At 61.3% G+C, this 13070-nt stretch carries 10 protein-coding genes; 7 read left to right on the forward strand and 3 right to left on the reverse strand.

The window, feature by feature from the left end:
• Nucleotides 1-116: 116 nt before the first annotated feature.
• Entirely contained in the window at nucleotides 117-554 is a 438-nt protein-coding gene (locus F7R20_RS08635; protein WP_003204882.1) for a Spy/CpxP family protein refolding chaperone, read from the forward strand.
• 65 nt (nucleotides 555-619) lie between these two features.
• Nucleotides 620-1960, forward strand: coding sequence for a sensor histidine kinase (locus tag F7R20_RS08640; protein ID WP_003204884.1), 1341 nt, complete (start codon nucleotides 620-622; stop codon nucleotides 1958-1960).
• Between the two features lie 120 nt (nucleotides 1961-2080).
• On the opposite strand, the gene F7R20_RS08645 is transcribed toward F7R20_RS08640, so the two are convergent.
• The gene (locus F7R20_RS08645; RefSeq protein ID WP_003204887.1) at nucleotides 2081-3685 is read right to left on the reverse strand and encodes a hypothetical protein; all 1605 of its coding nucleotides are present in this window, start codon (nucleotides 3683-3685) and stop codon (nucleotides 2081-2083) included.
• 279 nt (nucleotides 3686-3964) lie between these two features.
• Between F7R20_RS08645 and F7R20_RS08650 the strand changes: the two genes are divergently transcribed.
• The 5 genes from F7R20_RS08650 (at nucleotide 3965) to F7R20_RS08670 (ending at nucleotide 11929) form a co-directional block, all read left to right on the forward strand.
• Complete coding sequence (locus tag F7R20_RS08650) at nucleotides 3965-5392, forward strand: di-heme oxidoreductase family protein (RefSeq protein ID WP_003204889.1); 1428 nt, start codon at nucleotides 3965-3967, stop codon at nucleotides 5390-5392.
• Nucleotides 5393-5420: 28 nt separating this feature from the next.
• Complete coding sequence (locus tag F7R20_RS08655; RefSeq protein ID WP_003204891.1) at nucleotides 5421-6485, forward strand: imelysin family protein; 1065 nt, start codon at nucleotides 5421-5423, stop codon at nucleotides 6483-6485.
• A gap of 2 nt (nucleotides 6486-6487) precedes the next feature.
• A complete protein-coding gene (locus F7R20_RS08660; RefSeq protein WP_003204893.1) occupies nucleotides 6488-7585 on the forward strand; it encodes a DUF1513 domain-containing protein in 1098 nt (365 codons plus the stop codon).
• 155 nt (nucleotides 7586-7740) lie between these two features.
• Nucleotides 7741-8889 (forward strand): efflux RND transporter periplasmic adaptor subunit, encoded by a 1149-nt coding sequence (locus F7R20_RS08665; RefSeq protein ID WP_003204895.1) that lies wholly within the window; start codon nucleotides 7741-7743, stop codon nucleotides 8887-8889.
• Nucleotides 8890-8902: 13 nt separating this feature from the next.
• Complete coding sequence (locus F7R20_RS08670; protein ID WP_003204898.1) at nucleotides 8903-11929, forward strand: multidrug efflux RND transporter permease subunit; 3027 nt, start codon at nucleotides 8903-8905, stop codon at nucleotides 11927-11929.
• Between the two features lie 196 nt (nucleotides 11930-12125).
• On the opposite strand, the gene F7R20_RS08675 is transcribed toward F7R20_RS08670, so the two are convergent.
• The gene (locus tag F7R20_RS08675) at nucleotides 12126-12353 is read right to left on the reverse strand and encodes a hypothetical protein (protein WP_013694093.1); all 228 of its coding nucleotides are present in this window, start codon (nucleotides 12351-12353) and stop codon (nucleotides 12126-12128) included.
• A 2-nt stretch (nucleotides 12354-12355) separates the two neighbouring features.
• On the reverse strand, nucleotides 12356-13066 hold the full coding sequence (locus F7R20_RS08680) for a lipopolysaccharide kinase InaA family protein (protein ID WP_003204903.1): 711 nt from the start codon (nucleotides 13064-13066) through the stop codon (nucleotides 12356-12358).
• Nucleotides 13067-13070 lie beyond the last annotated feature (4 nt).

The following is a 13070-nucleotide window of genomic DNA, read 5'->3' on the forward strand; positions in this document are numbered from 1 at the left end:
GGTCCGCACCAAACCGTCTTTACCCAAGCTTTACCCACCCCTGACCGCCGCTGACCTTGATCTCCGTAATCTGCACTCATCCGGAACTGACCGGGAACGAGACAAGGAGACACACCATGCGCAAGACCCTTATCGCTCTGATGTTCGCTGCTGCCCTGCCGACCGTCGCCATGGCCATGCCTGGAGACGCCGGCCCGATGGGTCCGATGGATGGCCCGCGCCACGGCGGCATGATGCATGACAAAGGTCCCTTCAGCGACCTGGACCTGAGCCGCGAACAGCGCCAGCAGATTCGCCGGATCATGGGCGAACAGCGCCACGAACAACGCGAACTGATAGACAAGTACCTGGCCAAGCTGTCGCCAGCCGACCAGAAAGCCATGCAGGACGAAATGGAGGCCCGGCATCAGAAGGTCGATGCCCAGATCCGCGGGCTGTTGAAGCCTGAGCAGCAGAAAGAGTTCGACGCGATCCAGAAGAAACAGGCCGAGCGTCGCGCCGAGTGGGCTGAGTTCAAGGCCTGGAAAGCGCAACAGCCGCAAAAAGCGCAATAATGCATTGACGCCCCCAGCCCAACGGCAAATCGCCGTTGGGCTTTCTTTGTTTTCGAGGATTTACCGTGCGTTCATTGTTCTGGCGCATCCTGGCCAGTTTCTGGCTGGCCATCGCCCTGGTTGCAGGGCTTTCGATCCTGATGGGCCACATGCTCAATCAGGACGCCTGGATCCTCAGCCGCCACCCGGGTCTCAATACCCTGCCCGAAGAGTGGACGCAAACCTACGAAAGCCAGGGCGAGGACGCCGCCCAGGACATCCTGCAACAGCGCAAGCGCCAGTATCACATCGACGTCCAGGTGTTCAACGAAAGCGGCGACCCGGTGGTGCGCGGCACCTTCCCCCATCGCGCCGCGGCCTTCGAAGCTCGGCAGAACAACAACGAGCGACGCCTGCCCTGGCGGCGACTGACCGACGAATTCACCAGCGCCAAAACCGGTGACACGTATCTGTTCATTTACCGCATTCCCCATCCTGAACTGGATGCCTGGCACCGCGACAGCCTGCTCTGGCCCCTCAGTGCGCTGGGGATCGCGCTGGTGGTGCTGACGTTGTTCAGCCTGTTGGTGACGCTTTCCATCACCCGTCCGCTGAGTCGCCTGCGTGGTGCGGTGCATGACCTGGGCCAGGCCGCCTATCAGCAGAACAGCCTCGCCAAGCTGGCCAACCGGCGGGATGAGTTCGGCGTACTGGCCACTGATTTCAACCGCATGGGCGCGCGCCTGCAAAGCTTGATCACCAGCCAGCGACAACTACTGCGCGACGTGTCCCACGAATTGCGCTCGCCCCTGGCCCGGCTGCGCATTGCCTTGGCATTGGCTGAACGGGCCAGCCCCGAGGAACGTGAAAGGCTCTGGCCACGCCTGACCCGCGAATGCGATCGCCTGGAAGCGCTGATCAGTGAAATCCTGGTGCTGGCCCGGGTCGATGCCGACAACGCCAGCGCCGAAGAGGTGGAACTCAACGGCTTGCTGGTCACCCTGCAAAAAGATGCGCAACTGGCCTCACCGGAACAAACCGTGCAGCTCGAAACCGAGGCGGACCTGACCCTCAAGGGCTGGCCGACCATGATCGAGCGAGCAGTGGACAACCTGCTGCGCAACGCCCAGCGCTTCAATCCGGCCGGGCAACCCATCGAGATGCGCGCGGCGCGCCAGGGCGACCGGATCCTGATCAGCGTGCGCGACCACGGGCCGGGCGTGGAGGCCGAACACTTGGGGCAATTGGGCGAGCCGTTCTACCGTGCGCCAGGCCAGACCGCCGCCGGCCATGGCCTGGGCCTGGCCATCGCACGCCGCGCCGCCGAACGCCATGGCGGCACGCTGGTGCTGGGCAATCATCCTGGCGGCGGGTTCATCGCAACGCTGGAGCTGCCGTTGGTGCCGGGGGCTGTCGTCCAGCCTTAACCCCCCGTGGCAAGGGAGATTGCTTGCTCCCGCTCGGCTGCGCAGCAGCCGCAAACTGGCTGGCAGGGTTTACCTGTTGCACAGCGTTGCCAGTCTCGTCGCATCAATGCCAAGGAAAGGTCATACCTCTTTGATCATCCATCCCCTTGCATAGTCGCTATCCTGGGACAGTAGCTCTCGGAGTCCTGTCTTGGGGTTGATTGTATAAACAGTCCTTTCACCAGGACCTTGGTCCGAAGTCCATGCACGCGAGTCACCCAAACCTGGGTCGCCGTCATGGATGGTTCGAAGTGCTCCCCAAGTCACCAGGTCAGGGATGCCCCCTCCGGCGGTCCACGCAGCCCCCGAGCAATTCCAATATGTCTGCCAATCATTGTCTTTGCCTAAGTCAAACAGCAGCCAAACCTTGGAAGTAATGACTCGGTAAGACACGCGTGCACCCATTTGATCTCCAACGGTTATCGTAGCGGTCCCTGAGCGCTTCGATACAACCCGCGGTTCTGATGATGAAAAAAGCTCTGCCACCTCTGGGTCGCTGGAAGTATAGATATAGGGAGGCACACCTCCCGACGGTATCCGCTCTACGAACGCCCCTACTGGCGGACGATCAGGAAACTTATCGGCTCTAAACATTAACTGGTCGAGAATGGCGTCGCTGGTATCGATGCTTAGGGGTTCAGGCATCACGGTCAGGGTGCGTACGTTCGAATATATGTTCGTAGGGTGGTAGAGCGACTTTGCATACAGGCGGCGAGCACCGACCGGGACGGTAATTTCTTTGGTCCATAGGCCAGTTGTCGCATCGGTAAGCGCTTTGCCCTTAGGGACGGCACTGGCTCCGCTGCCGTCGTAGACCTCGATTTCCTTGCCATTACTTGCCTGACCCGACAGCGCCAAGGTGGTGCTGGTTGTTTCGCCTCTGTCAGGAATCTCCTGGCCGGTGGAATCCTTGACATTGGTAAGAGTAGGAGCAATCAGCACGCGGTCCAAATGGATATCCAAGTACTTGATCGACGACTGGTTGGAGTTGCCCAACTGGTCAGTCACCGTGAACTGGAGCGCTGTATTGGGGTTGTCCCCTGCCTGTCTGAATGTGTCGGTAAACAGCGTATGCGTCACCGGTCTGGAGGCATCAAATCCGTCAACTGGAACGGTCACATCGCCCACTAAAAACCTGATGCTGTCGTAATCTCGCGGATTGGAATAGGTAAAACCAAACGCCACACCCTGCGCCGCCCGCTCGGCGCTGACCCCATCACGGAGCACATCCGACGGGATCACCAGATCCAGGCCTTGGGGCGCCGGCTCACCCGGTGCCCGTAAGTGATAAAGCACGTGCAGGTCCCTGGATGATTCACCGTTTTGACTGGGACGGGTTACCTTGTAATGCAACCGGTTGATGCCATGCAACAACCGCCCATGGGGCACATACAACTCCATGCGCAGCTGTTCTTCTCCGGGCCCTACATCTTTGCCAGCCACCGGAAAGGGATCGTCATTGACGTATAAATCAGCTCGATCATCCACAGCCATTGTCCAGGAACGTCGCTGGAGTTCGCTCCACGGGTCGATCAGACATCTCAGCCCTCTGGGCTGATCGTCGTAAAGGCTCTTGGGGATACCGCCATCCGCAATGCCGGCCGGTTTAACTGGCGTCACCCACCCCATGATGATCACGGGAATCAGATCGAATAGTTCGTTCAAGGCAGGGGATTGAATGTCCATGACGGTTCCTGACAAACGGAGGGCGCGCGGCTTTTCGGCATGGAGCCATGAGACTTCAGGTAGGGGACGCTGGCTACTGTCAGGATTGACAGGTCAGAGCCGATCGCCGACGAACGGTTAGGGAGAGAATGACTGGACGCTGGAGCCAAGCCTTAGAAAAGCAGCCTGGTAATCTGGATAAGGTGCTGCTCAAAAACCAAACGATAATCCCTCTTATTCAAACTGCCCCGCCCTGTTAGACTTTGCGCCCTCGTTTTCACTCATCTCCCAGGACACCCGATGCCGTCGTTGCCTCTTCGTTTATGTGCGCTGTTCATGGCCCTGGGCCTGGGCGCCTGCGATGATGCCCCGCGTTTTACCCAGGCCGAACCGGGGGAAGCCCGTTCCGGTGGTGCCGCGACGGTACGCAAGACGGATCAGAACGCCTTTTCCCTGCCCTCGGCCAACCTGTCGCCCTCGCGGCGTGTGGATTTCAGCGTCGGCAACAGTTTCTTCCGCAGCCCCTGGGTGATCGCCCCCTCGACCACCACCGCCCGCGACGGCCTCGGGCCTTTGTTCAACACCAACGCCTGCCAGAACTGCCACATCAAGGACGGTCGCGGCCACCCGCCAACGCCGGACGCGACCAGCGCGGTATCGATGCTGGTGCGCCTGTCGATCCCCGACGCGCCGCCTTACGCCAAGGTCATCGAGCAACTCGGGGTGGTACCGGAACCGGTTTACGGTGGGCAATTGCAGGACATGTCCGTGCCCGGCGTCGCTCCGGAAGGCAAGGTGCGGGTCGATTACACGCCGGTTCCGCTACGCTTCCAGGACGGCACCATCGTGGAACTGCGCAAGCCGGACCTGCAGATCACCCAACTGGCCTATGGACCGATGCACCCGGACACGCGTTTTTCCGCCCGCGTCGCCCCGCCGATGATCGGCCTGGGGCTGCTCGAGGCCATCCCCGACGAAGCCATCCTGGCGAACGCCGAAGCCCAGGCCCGGGAGAAAAACGGCATCGCCGGGCGTCCCAACCAGGTTTGGGACGATGCCCAGCAAAAAACCGTCCTGGGACGGTTCGGCTGGAAGGCCGGACAGCCCAACCTCAACCAGCAGAACGTCCACGCGTTCTCCGGCGACATGGGCCTGACGACAAGCCTGCGGCCCTTCGACGATTGCACCGAGAGCCAGGTCGACTGCAAGCGCGCGCCCAGCGGAAATGGCCCCGGTGGCGAACCGGAAGTCAGCGACAACATCCTGCGACTGGTGCTGTTCTATAGCCGCAACCTCGCCGTACCGGCCCGGCGCGAGGTGAATTCGCCCCAGGTGCTGGCGGGCAAGAATCTGTTTTTCCAGGCCGGTTGCCAGTCTTGCCACACACCGAAATACACCACCGCCGCCAACGCTGCCGAACCGGAGTTGGCGAACCAGGTCATCCGCCCTTACACCGACCTGCTGTTGCACGACATGGGCGAAGGCCTGGCGGACAACCGCAGCGAATTCAAGGCCAGCGGCCGTGACTGGCGAACCCCGCCGCTGTGGGGCATCGGCCTGACCGAAACCGTCAACGGCCACACCCAGTTCCTGCATGACGGTCGGGCCCGCAACCTGCTCGAAGCCGTGCTGTGGCATGGCGGCGAAGCACAAGCGGCGCAGCGCCAGGTTTTAGCGTTCAATGCCGAGCAGCGCGCTGCGTTGCTGGCCTTCCTGAATTCCCTTTAAACGCCTTTTCCAGAAGTGGGAGCACGACATGTTCCGTCCCAAGCTGTTGTTCACCAGCCTCGCCGCCATCGCCCTCGGTGCCTGTTCGCCCCAGGACCCGCAAGCGGTCACCTCGGCCGCCATCGCCAAGCAAGTGATCCTGCCGACCTACAGCCGCTGGGTCGATGCCGACCGGCAACTGGCGACCAGCGCCCTGGCGTTCTGCCAAGGCAAGGAAAACCTGGAAACCGCCCGCGCCGATTTCCTCAAGGCGCAAAAAGCCTGGGCCGAGCTGCAACCGCTGCTGATCGGTCCGCTGGCCGAGGGCAACCGCGCCTGGCAGGTGCAGTTCTGGCCGGACAAGAAAAACCTGGTGGGCCGTCAGGTCGAGCAATTGGTCAACAGCGAGCCACAGATCGACGCCGCCGGCCTGGCCAAGTCCAGCGTCGTGGTCCAGGGCCTCTCGGCCTATGAATACCTGCTGTTCGACGCCAAGATCGACATGGCCGACAGCGCGCAAAAAGCCAAGTATTGCCCGCTGCTCACCGCCATCGGCGAACGCCAGAAACAACTGGCCGAAGAGATCCTGTCGCGCTGGAACACCAACGACGGCATGCTCGCCCAGATGAGCAAATTCCCCAACCAGCGCTACGCCGATTCCCACGAGGCCATCGCTGACCTGCTGCGTGTCCAGGTCACCGCCCTGGACACGCTGAAGAAAAAACTCGGCACTCCGATGGGCCGCCAGAGCAAAGGCGTGCCACAGCCGTTCCAGGCCGATGCCTGGCGCAGCCAGTCGTCGTTGCAAGGCCTGGAGGCCAGCCTGAGTGCGGCCAGGACCGTCTGGGCAGGCGTGGACAACAAGGGCCTGCGCGGTCTGTTGCCAAGCGACCAGAAGCCACTGGCCGACAAGATCGATGCCGCCTACGATGCCTCCTTGAAGTTGTTCGCCAGCAGCCAGCGCTCGTTGACCGAAATGCTCAACGACGATGCCGGGCGCCAGCAACTCAACGATTTGTATGACAGCCTCAACGTCGTCCATCGCCTGCACGAAGGCGAACTGGCCAAGGCGCTGGGCATTCAACTGGGCTTCAATGCCAACGACGGTGACTGATCATGTTTCGACGTCAGGTTCTGGCACTGGGCAGCTTGCTGCTCGGCGCCGTCACCCTGGGCGGCTGGACGCTGTTCAAGCAAAAGGACAAGCACCCACTCTTGCTTTCGGCACGGGACGATGGCGACGGCAAGCACTACGCCGTTGGCTATCGACTGGACGGCACCCGGGTGTTCGCCACCCAGGTAGGCCAGCGTTGCCATGACATCATCAATCATCCGACGCAGCCGATTGCGCTGTTCGTCGCCCGTCGTCCAGGTACCGAAAGCTACCTGATCGACCTGCGCGACGGGACGCTGCTGCAAACCATCACTTCGTTGCCGAACCGGCATTTCTACGGCCATGCGGTGATCCACAAAAGCGGCGAATGGCTGTATGCCACCGAGAACGACACCACCGACCCGGGACGCGGCCTGTTGGGCGTGTACCGTTTCGAAGGCGAGCGACTGGTGCACAGCGGTGAGATGTCCACCCATGGTATCGGGCCGCACCAGGTGTCATGGATGCCTGATGGCGAAACGCTGGTGGTGGCCAATGGCGGCATTCGCACCGAGGCCGAAAGCCGGGTCGAAATGAACCTCGACGCCATGGAGCCAAGCCTGGTGCTGATGCAACGCGATGGCACCCTGCTGAGCAAGGAAACCCTCGCCCAGTCAATGAACAGCGTGCGCCACCTGGGCGTCGCCAGCGACGGCACCATCGTCTCCGGCCAGCAGTTCATGGGCGCTGCCCACGAGTCCTCGGAACTGCTGGCGATCAAGCGGCCGGGCCAGCCTTTCCAGGCGTTCCCGGTGCCCGAAGAGCAATTGCAGGCCATGGGGCACTACACCGCCAGCGTCGCCGTGCACAGCGACCTGCGCCTGGTGGCCCTGACCGCTCCTCGCGGCAACCGCTTCTTCATCTGGGACCTGGACAGTGGCGAAGTACGCCTGGATGCGCCGCTGCCGGACTGTGCCGGCGTGGGTGCGGTGGCCGACGGGTTTGTCGTGACGTCGGGCCAAGGGCGTTGCCGCTATTATGATTGCCGACAGACACAACTGGTTGCAAAACCACTGGATCTGCCGGCAGGGCTCTGGGACAACCATTTGCATCTGGCCTGAGCCAGGGAGCGAAGCACCTCGGTGCCGAGCTCCCTGATTTTTCGGAAAAATCCCACGCATCACCGACCCGCCAACATCTGGAATAGCCCGCACACTCAGAGTAATGTGCCCGCCTATCTGTATTTTCTCTCAGCTCTTTTCCAAGGAAGTGGAACATGCTGCGACGCCGCATGCTGATCATGTTGGGTGTTGTCCTGCTGGTTGTGCTGTTGCTCGCCGGCTACAAGGCCTTCTCCGTCTACCAGCAGATCCAGATGTTTTCTGCACCCAAACCGCCGGTCAGCGTGGCCGTGGCCACGGCAGCCCAGCAACCCTGGCAAGCTCGCCTGCCCACCGTTGGCAGCCTCAAGGCGCTGCAAGGCGTGGACCTGAGCCTGGAAATCGCCGGGACCGTGCAGAAGGTGCAATTCCAGTCGGGGCAGAAGGTCAAGGCCGGCCAGCCGCTCCTGCAACTGGACAGTGAAGTCGAAAGCGCCCTGCTGGAAACCGCCGAGGCCGACCTTGGCCTGGCACAACTGGATTTCGGTCGCGGCCGACAACTGGTGGGCAGCCAGGCGATCTCCAAGGGTGAATTCGACCGGCTCTCGGCGCAACTGAAGAAGAACCAGGCCACGGTCAACCAGCTCAAGGCTTCGCTGGCCAAAAAACAGATTCTGGCGCCATTCAGCGGCACCATCGGCATTCGCCAGGTGGACGTTGGCGACTACCTGGCCAGCGGCACGATGATCGCCACCCTGCAGGACCTCAGCAGCCTTTACGTGGACTTCTACATCCCTGAGCAAACCGTGCCCAGGCTCGCCGTTGCCCAGTCGGTCAACGTCAGTGTCTCGGCCTACCCCGGGCAAAACTTCGTCGCCACCATCAGCGCGATCAACCCCAAGGTCGAGGACAGCACCCGCAACGTGCTGGTGCGTGCCACCTTGGCCAACCCCGACGGCAAGCTGCTGCCCGGCATGTTCGCCAACCTGCAGGTGATCCTGCCGGACGTGGCCGCCGGAATCGTCGTGCCGGAAAGCGCCGTGACCTACACCCTCTATGGCAACTCCATGTACGTGGTGAGCCAGAAGAAAACCGCCGACGGCAATGTCGAGAAAGACGACAAGGGCCAGCCGGTCCTGATCGCTGAACGGCGTTCCGTAGAAACCGGCGAGCGACGCGACGGGCAGGTGCTGGTTACCAAAGGCGTGCAGCGCGGCGAGCAAGTCGTGATCGCCGGCCAGCTCAAACTCGACAACGGCACGCCGATCGCCATCAGCGACGACAAGACCCTGACCGAACAGAACAGCCCACCGCGCGTGGACTGATCAAGGAACCCCCATGGCTTTTACCGATCCATTCATCCGCCGTCCGGTGCTCGCCACCGTGGTCAGCCTGTTGATCGTGCTGCTGGGCTTCCAGGCCTGGAGCAAATTACCCCTGCGTCAGTATCCACAAATGGAGAACGCCCTGATCACGGTGACCACCGCCTACCCCGGGGCGAACGCCGAAACCATCCAGGGCTACATTACCCAGCCGATGCAGCAGAGCCTGGCCAGTGCCGAGGGCATCGATTACATGACCTCGGTCAGCCGCCAGAATTTCTCGGTGATTTCGGTCTATGCCCGCATCGGCTCCAACAGCGATCGGCTCTTTACCGAACTGCTGGCCAAGGCCAACGAGGTCAAGAACCAGCTGCCCCAGGATGCCGAGGACCCAGTCCTCAGCCGCGAGGCCGCCGATGCCTCGGCACTGATGTACATCAGCTTCTTCAGCAAGGAACTGAACAACCCGCAGATCACCGACTACCTGTCACGGGTGATCCAGCCCAAACTGGCGACCCTGCCAGGCATGGCTGAGGCGGAGATCCTCGGCAACCAGGTCTTCGCCATGCGCCTGTGGCTGGACCCGGTCAAACTCGCCGGCTTCGGTCTGACTGCCGCCGACGTGACCAATGCCGTGCGCCAGCACAACTTCCTCTCCGCCGCCGGTGAAGTGAAAGGCGAGTATGTGGTCACCAGCATCAACGCCAACACCGAACTCAAGTCCGCCGAGGCCTTCGGCGCGATCCCGCTCAAGACCGACGGCGACAGCCGCGTGTTGCTACGGGACGTGGCCCGCGTGGAAATGGGCGCCGAGAACTACGACTCCATCAGTTCCTTTGGTGGCACGCCCTCGGTGTACATCGGGATCAAGGCCACACCCGGTGCGAACCCGCTGGATGTGATCAAGGAAGTGCGCAAGATCATGCCGGACGTGGAGGCCCAGCTCCCGGCCAACCTCAAGGCCGAGATCGCCTACGACGCCACCCTGTTCATCCAGGCCTCCATCGACGAAGTGGTGAAAACCCTGTTCGAGGCGGTGCTGATCGTCATTGTCGTGGTGTTTCTGTTCCTCGGTGCCCTGCGTTCGGTGATCATTCCGGTGGTGACCATCCCGCTGTCGATGATCGGCGTGATGTTCTTCATGCAGTTGATGGGCTACTCGATGAACCTCCTGACCCTGCTGGCCATGGTGCTCGCCATCGGTCTGGTGGTGGACGACGCCATCGTGGTGGTGGAGAACATCCACCGGCACATCGAGGAAGGCAAGACCCCACTCGACGCCGCGATAGAAGGCGCCCGGGAAATCGCCATGCCGGTGGTCTCGATGACCATCACCCTGGCGGCGGTGTACGCGCCGATCGGCCTGCTCCAGGGCCTGACGGGCGCTTTGTTCAAGGAGTTCGCATTGACCCTGGCCGGGGCGGTGGTGATCTCCGGCATCGTCGCCCTGACCTTGTCACCGATGATGTGCGCCATGCTGCTGCGCCACGATGAGAACCCCTCGGGCCTGGCCCATAGGCTGGACATGGTTTTCGAGCGCTTGAAGAGCCGTTACCAGCGCATGCTTCACGGCACGCTCAACACCCGGCCGGTGGTACTGGTGTTCGCCGTGATCGTCCTGCTGCTGATCCCGGTGCTGATCATGTTCACCAAGTCCGAACTGGCCCCCGACGAGGACCAGGGCATCATCTTCATGATGGCCAGCGCCCCGCAGCCAACCAACCTCGACTACCTGAACACGTACACCGATCACTTCATTACCATCTTCAAGGAGTTCCCGGAGTACTACTCCTCGTTCCAGATCAACGGCTACAACGGCGTACAGTCGGGTATCGGCGGCTTCCTGCTCAAGCCCTGGAACGAACGCAGCCGAACCCAGATGGAAATCCTGCCAGAGGTCCAGGCCAAGCTGGAAAGCGTGCCTGGCTTGCAGATCTTCGGTTTCAACCTGCCCTCGCTGCCGGGCACCGGTGAAGGCTTGCCATTTGCGTTCGTCATCAACTCGCCGAAGGATTATGCGACGCTGCTGGAGATCGCCGACCGGGTCAAAAAGCGCGCATTGGAATCCGGTAAGTTCGCCTTCATGGACATTGACCTGGCGTTCGACAAGCCCGAAGTCGTGGTGGATATCGATCGCGCCAAGGCCGCCCAGATGGGCGTTTCGATGCAGGACCTGGGCGGTACCCTGGCGACACTGCTGGGTGAAGCCGAGATCAACCGCTTCACGCTCGAGGGACGCAGCTACAAGGTCATTGCCCAGGTCGAACGCCCCTTCCGGGACAACCCGGACTGGTTGAACAATTACTACGTGAAAAATGCCAAGGGTGAATCACTCCCGCTCTCGACCCTGATCAAGGTCAGCGACCGGGCGCGACCGCGACAACTGAACCAGTTCCAGCAGCTCAATGCGGTGACCATTTCGGGCTTTCCCATCGTGAGCATGGGCGAGGCGATCGAGACCGTCCGCCAGATCGCCCGGGAGGAAGCCCCGGTGGGGTTCGCCTTCGATTACGCCGGGGCTTCGCGCCAATTCGTACAGGAAGGCAGCGCGTTGTGGGTGACCTTTGCCCTGGCACTGGCGATCATCTTCCTCGTACTGGCCGCGCAGTTCGAAAGCTTCCGGGACCCGCTGGTGATCCTGGTGACCGTGCCGCTGTCGATTTGCGGCGCCTTGATTCCGCTGTTCCTCGGCTGGTCGAGCATGAACATCTACACCCAGGTGGGCCTGGTGACGCTGATTGGACTGATCAGCAAACACGGGATCCTGATTGTCGAATTCGCCAACCAGTTGCGCAGGGAACAGAACCTGACACCGCGCGAAGCCGTGGAACAAGCCGCGTCGACTCGTCTGCGACCGGTACTGATGACCACCGCAGCAATGGTGTTCGGCATGGTGCCGCTCATCTTCGCCACAGGCGCCGGGGCGGTGAGCCGCTTCGACATTGGCACGGTGATCGCCACCGGGATGTCGATTGGTACCTTGTTCACGCTGTTCGTGTTGCCTTGCGTCTACACGCTGCTGGCCAAGCCGGACAAGGCCTGAAGTGAACACCTGTGGCGAGGGATACTGTGGGAGCAAGGCTTGCCCGCGATGAAGGTGATGCGGTCTTCCAGGAATCGGGGCGACTGTTTCGCGAGCAAGCTTTGCTCCCACAAAATCCCCTCGCCACAATGGTTTTTCTGCAGTCAAAAAATAAAGGCCTCGCACAAGCGAGGCCTTTATTTTGGCTTCATGTCTCTCAACTTTGCGGCCTCATCCCCTGGGACAGGCTGAACATGAACAGCAGCAGGTCATTGTCCGGTCGTATCGTCTCGCTGACCTTTGCCACGCGCGGCAAAGGACAATGCGCATCAGCATTGGAAGCACTGAGGATCTGCGAGCGTGGCTGTTCCCACACAGCCACCGCCATCGATGCAACTGCCAGGGCTCCGACTAAAAACAAACCTCTAGCAATTTCTAATTTCATCGCTATAAACCTTTGATAGCGCTGCCAAACGCCGCCTCGTAAAAGTAGACGAGTTTTTTCCAGTCAGCGTCGCTGAACGACGAGTGGCGCCGCAACTGCTTCAGGTCATGGGATGCCGCACGGTGGGCGGTCAGACGCTGGCGACACTTCTCAAAATCGAGCAAAGCCACTTCAGCCTTGGCCGCCTCGCCCTCTCCGGTCACGCGCACAAAGACATGCTTGATGTAGATACAGCCATGTTGCCAGCGCCCCATGTGCATGCGCGCCAGATTTTCAGCCAGACCCAGGAGGATTTGATCGTGCACCGCTTCGCCATGGCGCTCGCGGCCACCTGCGGCATACCAGTGCTCGATCTCTTCAAAGCCTTCCAGCGCCTGGGTCACCAGCAGCGCACGCCACTTGTGAACCGGGTCCCGCTGGGCGCCACAGAAAATGAGCTGGGGGACGCGAACACCCAATCGGGTCAACGCCAGGAGTGCGTCTTGCTCGCGCAGCACAGTCGGTCGACCGAACGGGTGCAACCAACTGCGATAAATATGTCCGGTCTGACGCTTGGCATAAAGCAGCTTGCCGTCCTTGCTCTTGATCCGTTGCACGCCGCTTTCACCGCCGCGACGCACATTGGGTTCTTCCACCCACTCACCCTGCTGACTCCAGAAATGTTCGAAGTCGTCGTGAAGAATCGTTGATGGTTCTGCTGCCTGTACACCCATGCCT

Source organism: Pseudomonas brassicacearum subsp. brassicacearum (genome assembly GCF_008801605.1).
GTDB lineage: Bacteria > Pseudomonadota > Gammaproteobacteria > Pseudomonadales > Pseudomonadaceae > Aquipseudomonas > Aquipseudomonas brassicacearum.

Coding starts and splice junctions, on each gene's coding strand:
- F7R20_RS08660 (WP_003204893.1), top strand. CDS start 6,488: ATGTTTCGACGTCAGGTTCTGGCACTGGGCAGCTTGCTGCTCGGCGCC.
- F7R20_RS08655 (WP_003204891.1), top strand. CDS start 5,421: ATGTTCCGTCCCAAGCTGTTGTTCACCAGCCTCGCCGCCATCGCCCTC.
- F7R20_RS08635 (WP_003204882.1), top strand. CDS start 117: ATGCGCAAGACCCTTATCGCTCTGATGTTCGCTGCTGCCCTGCCGACC.
- F7R20_RS08680 (WP_003204903.1), bottom strand. CDS start 13,066: ATGGGTGTACAGGCAGCAGAACCATCAACGATTCTTCACGACGACTTC.
- F7R20_RS08645 (WP_003204887.1), bottom strand. CDS start 3,685: ATGGACATTCAATCCCCTGCCTTGAACGAACTATTCGATCTGATTCCC.
- F7R20_RS08650 (WP_003204889.1), top strand. CDS start 3,965: ATGCCGTCGTTGCCTCTTCGTTTATGTGCGCTGTTCATGGCCCTGGGC.
- F7R20_RS08675 (WP_013694093.1), bottom strand. CDS start 12,353: ATGAAATTAGAAATTGCTAGAGGTTTGTTTTTAGTCGGAGCCCTGGCA.
- F7R20_RS08665 (WP_003204895.1), top strand. CDS start 7,741: ATGCTGCGACGCCGCATGCTGATCATGTTGGGTGTTGTCCTGCTGGTT.
- F7R20_RS08670 (WP_003204898.1), top strand. CDS start 8,903: ATGGCTTTTACCGATCCATTCATCCGCCGTCCGGTGCTCGCCACCGTG.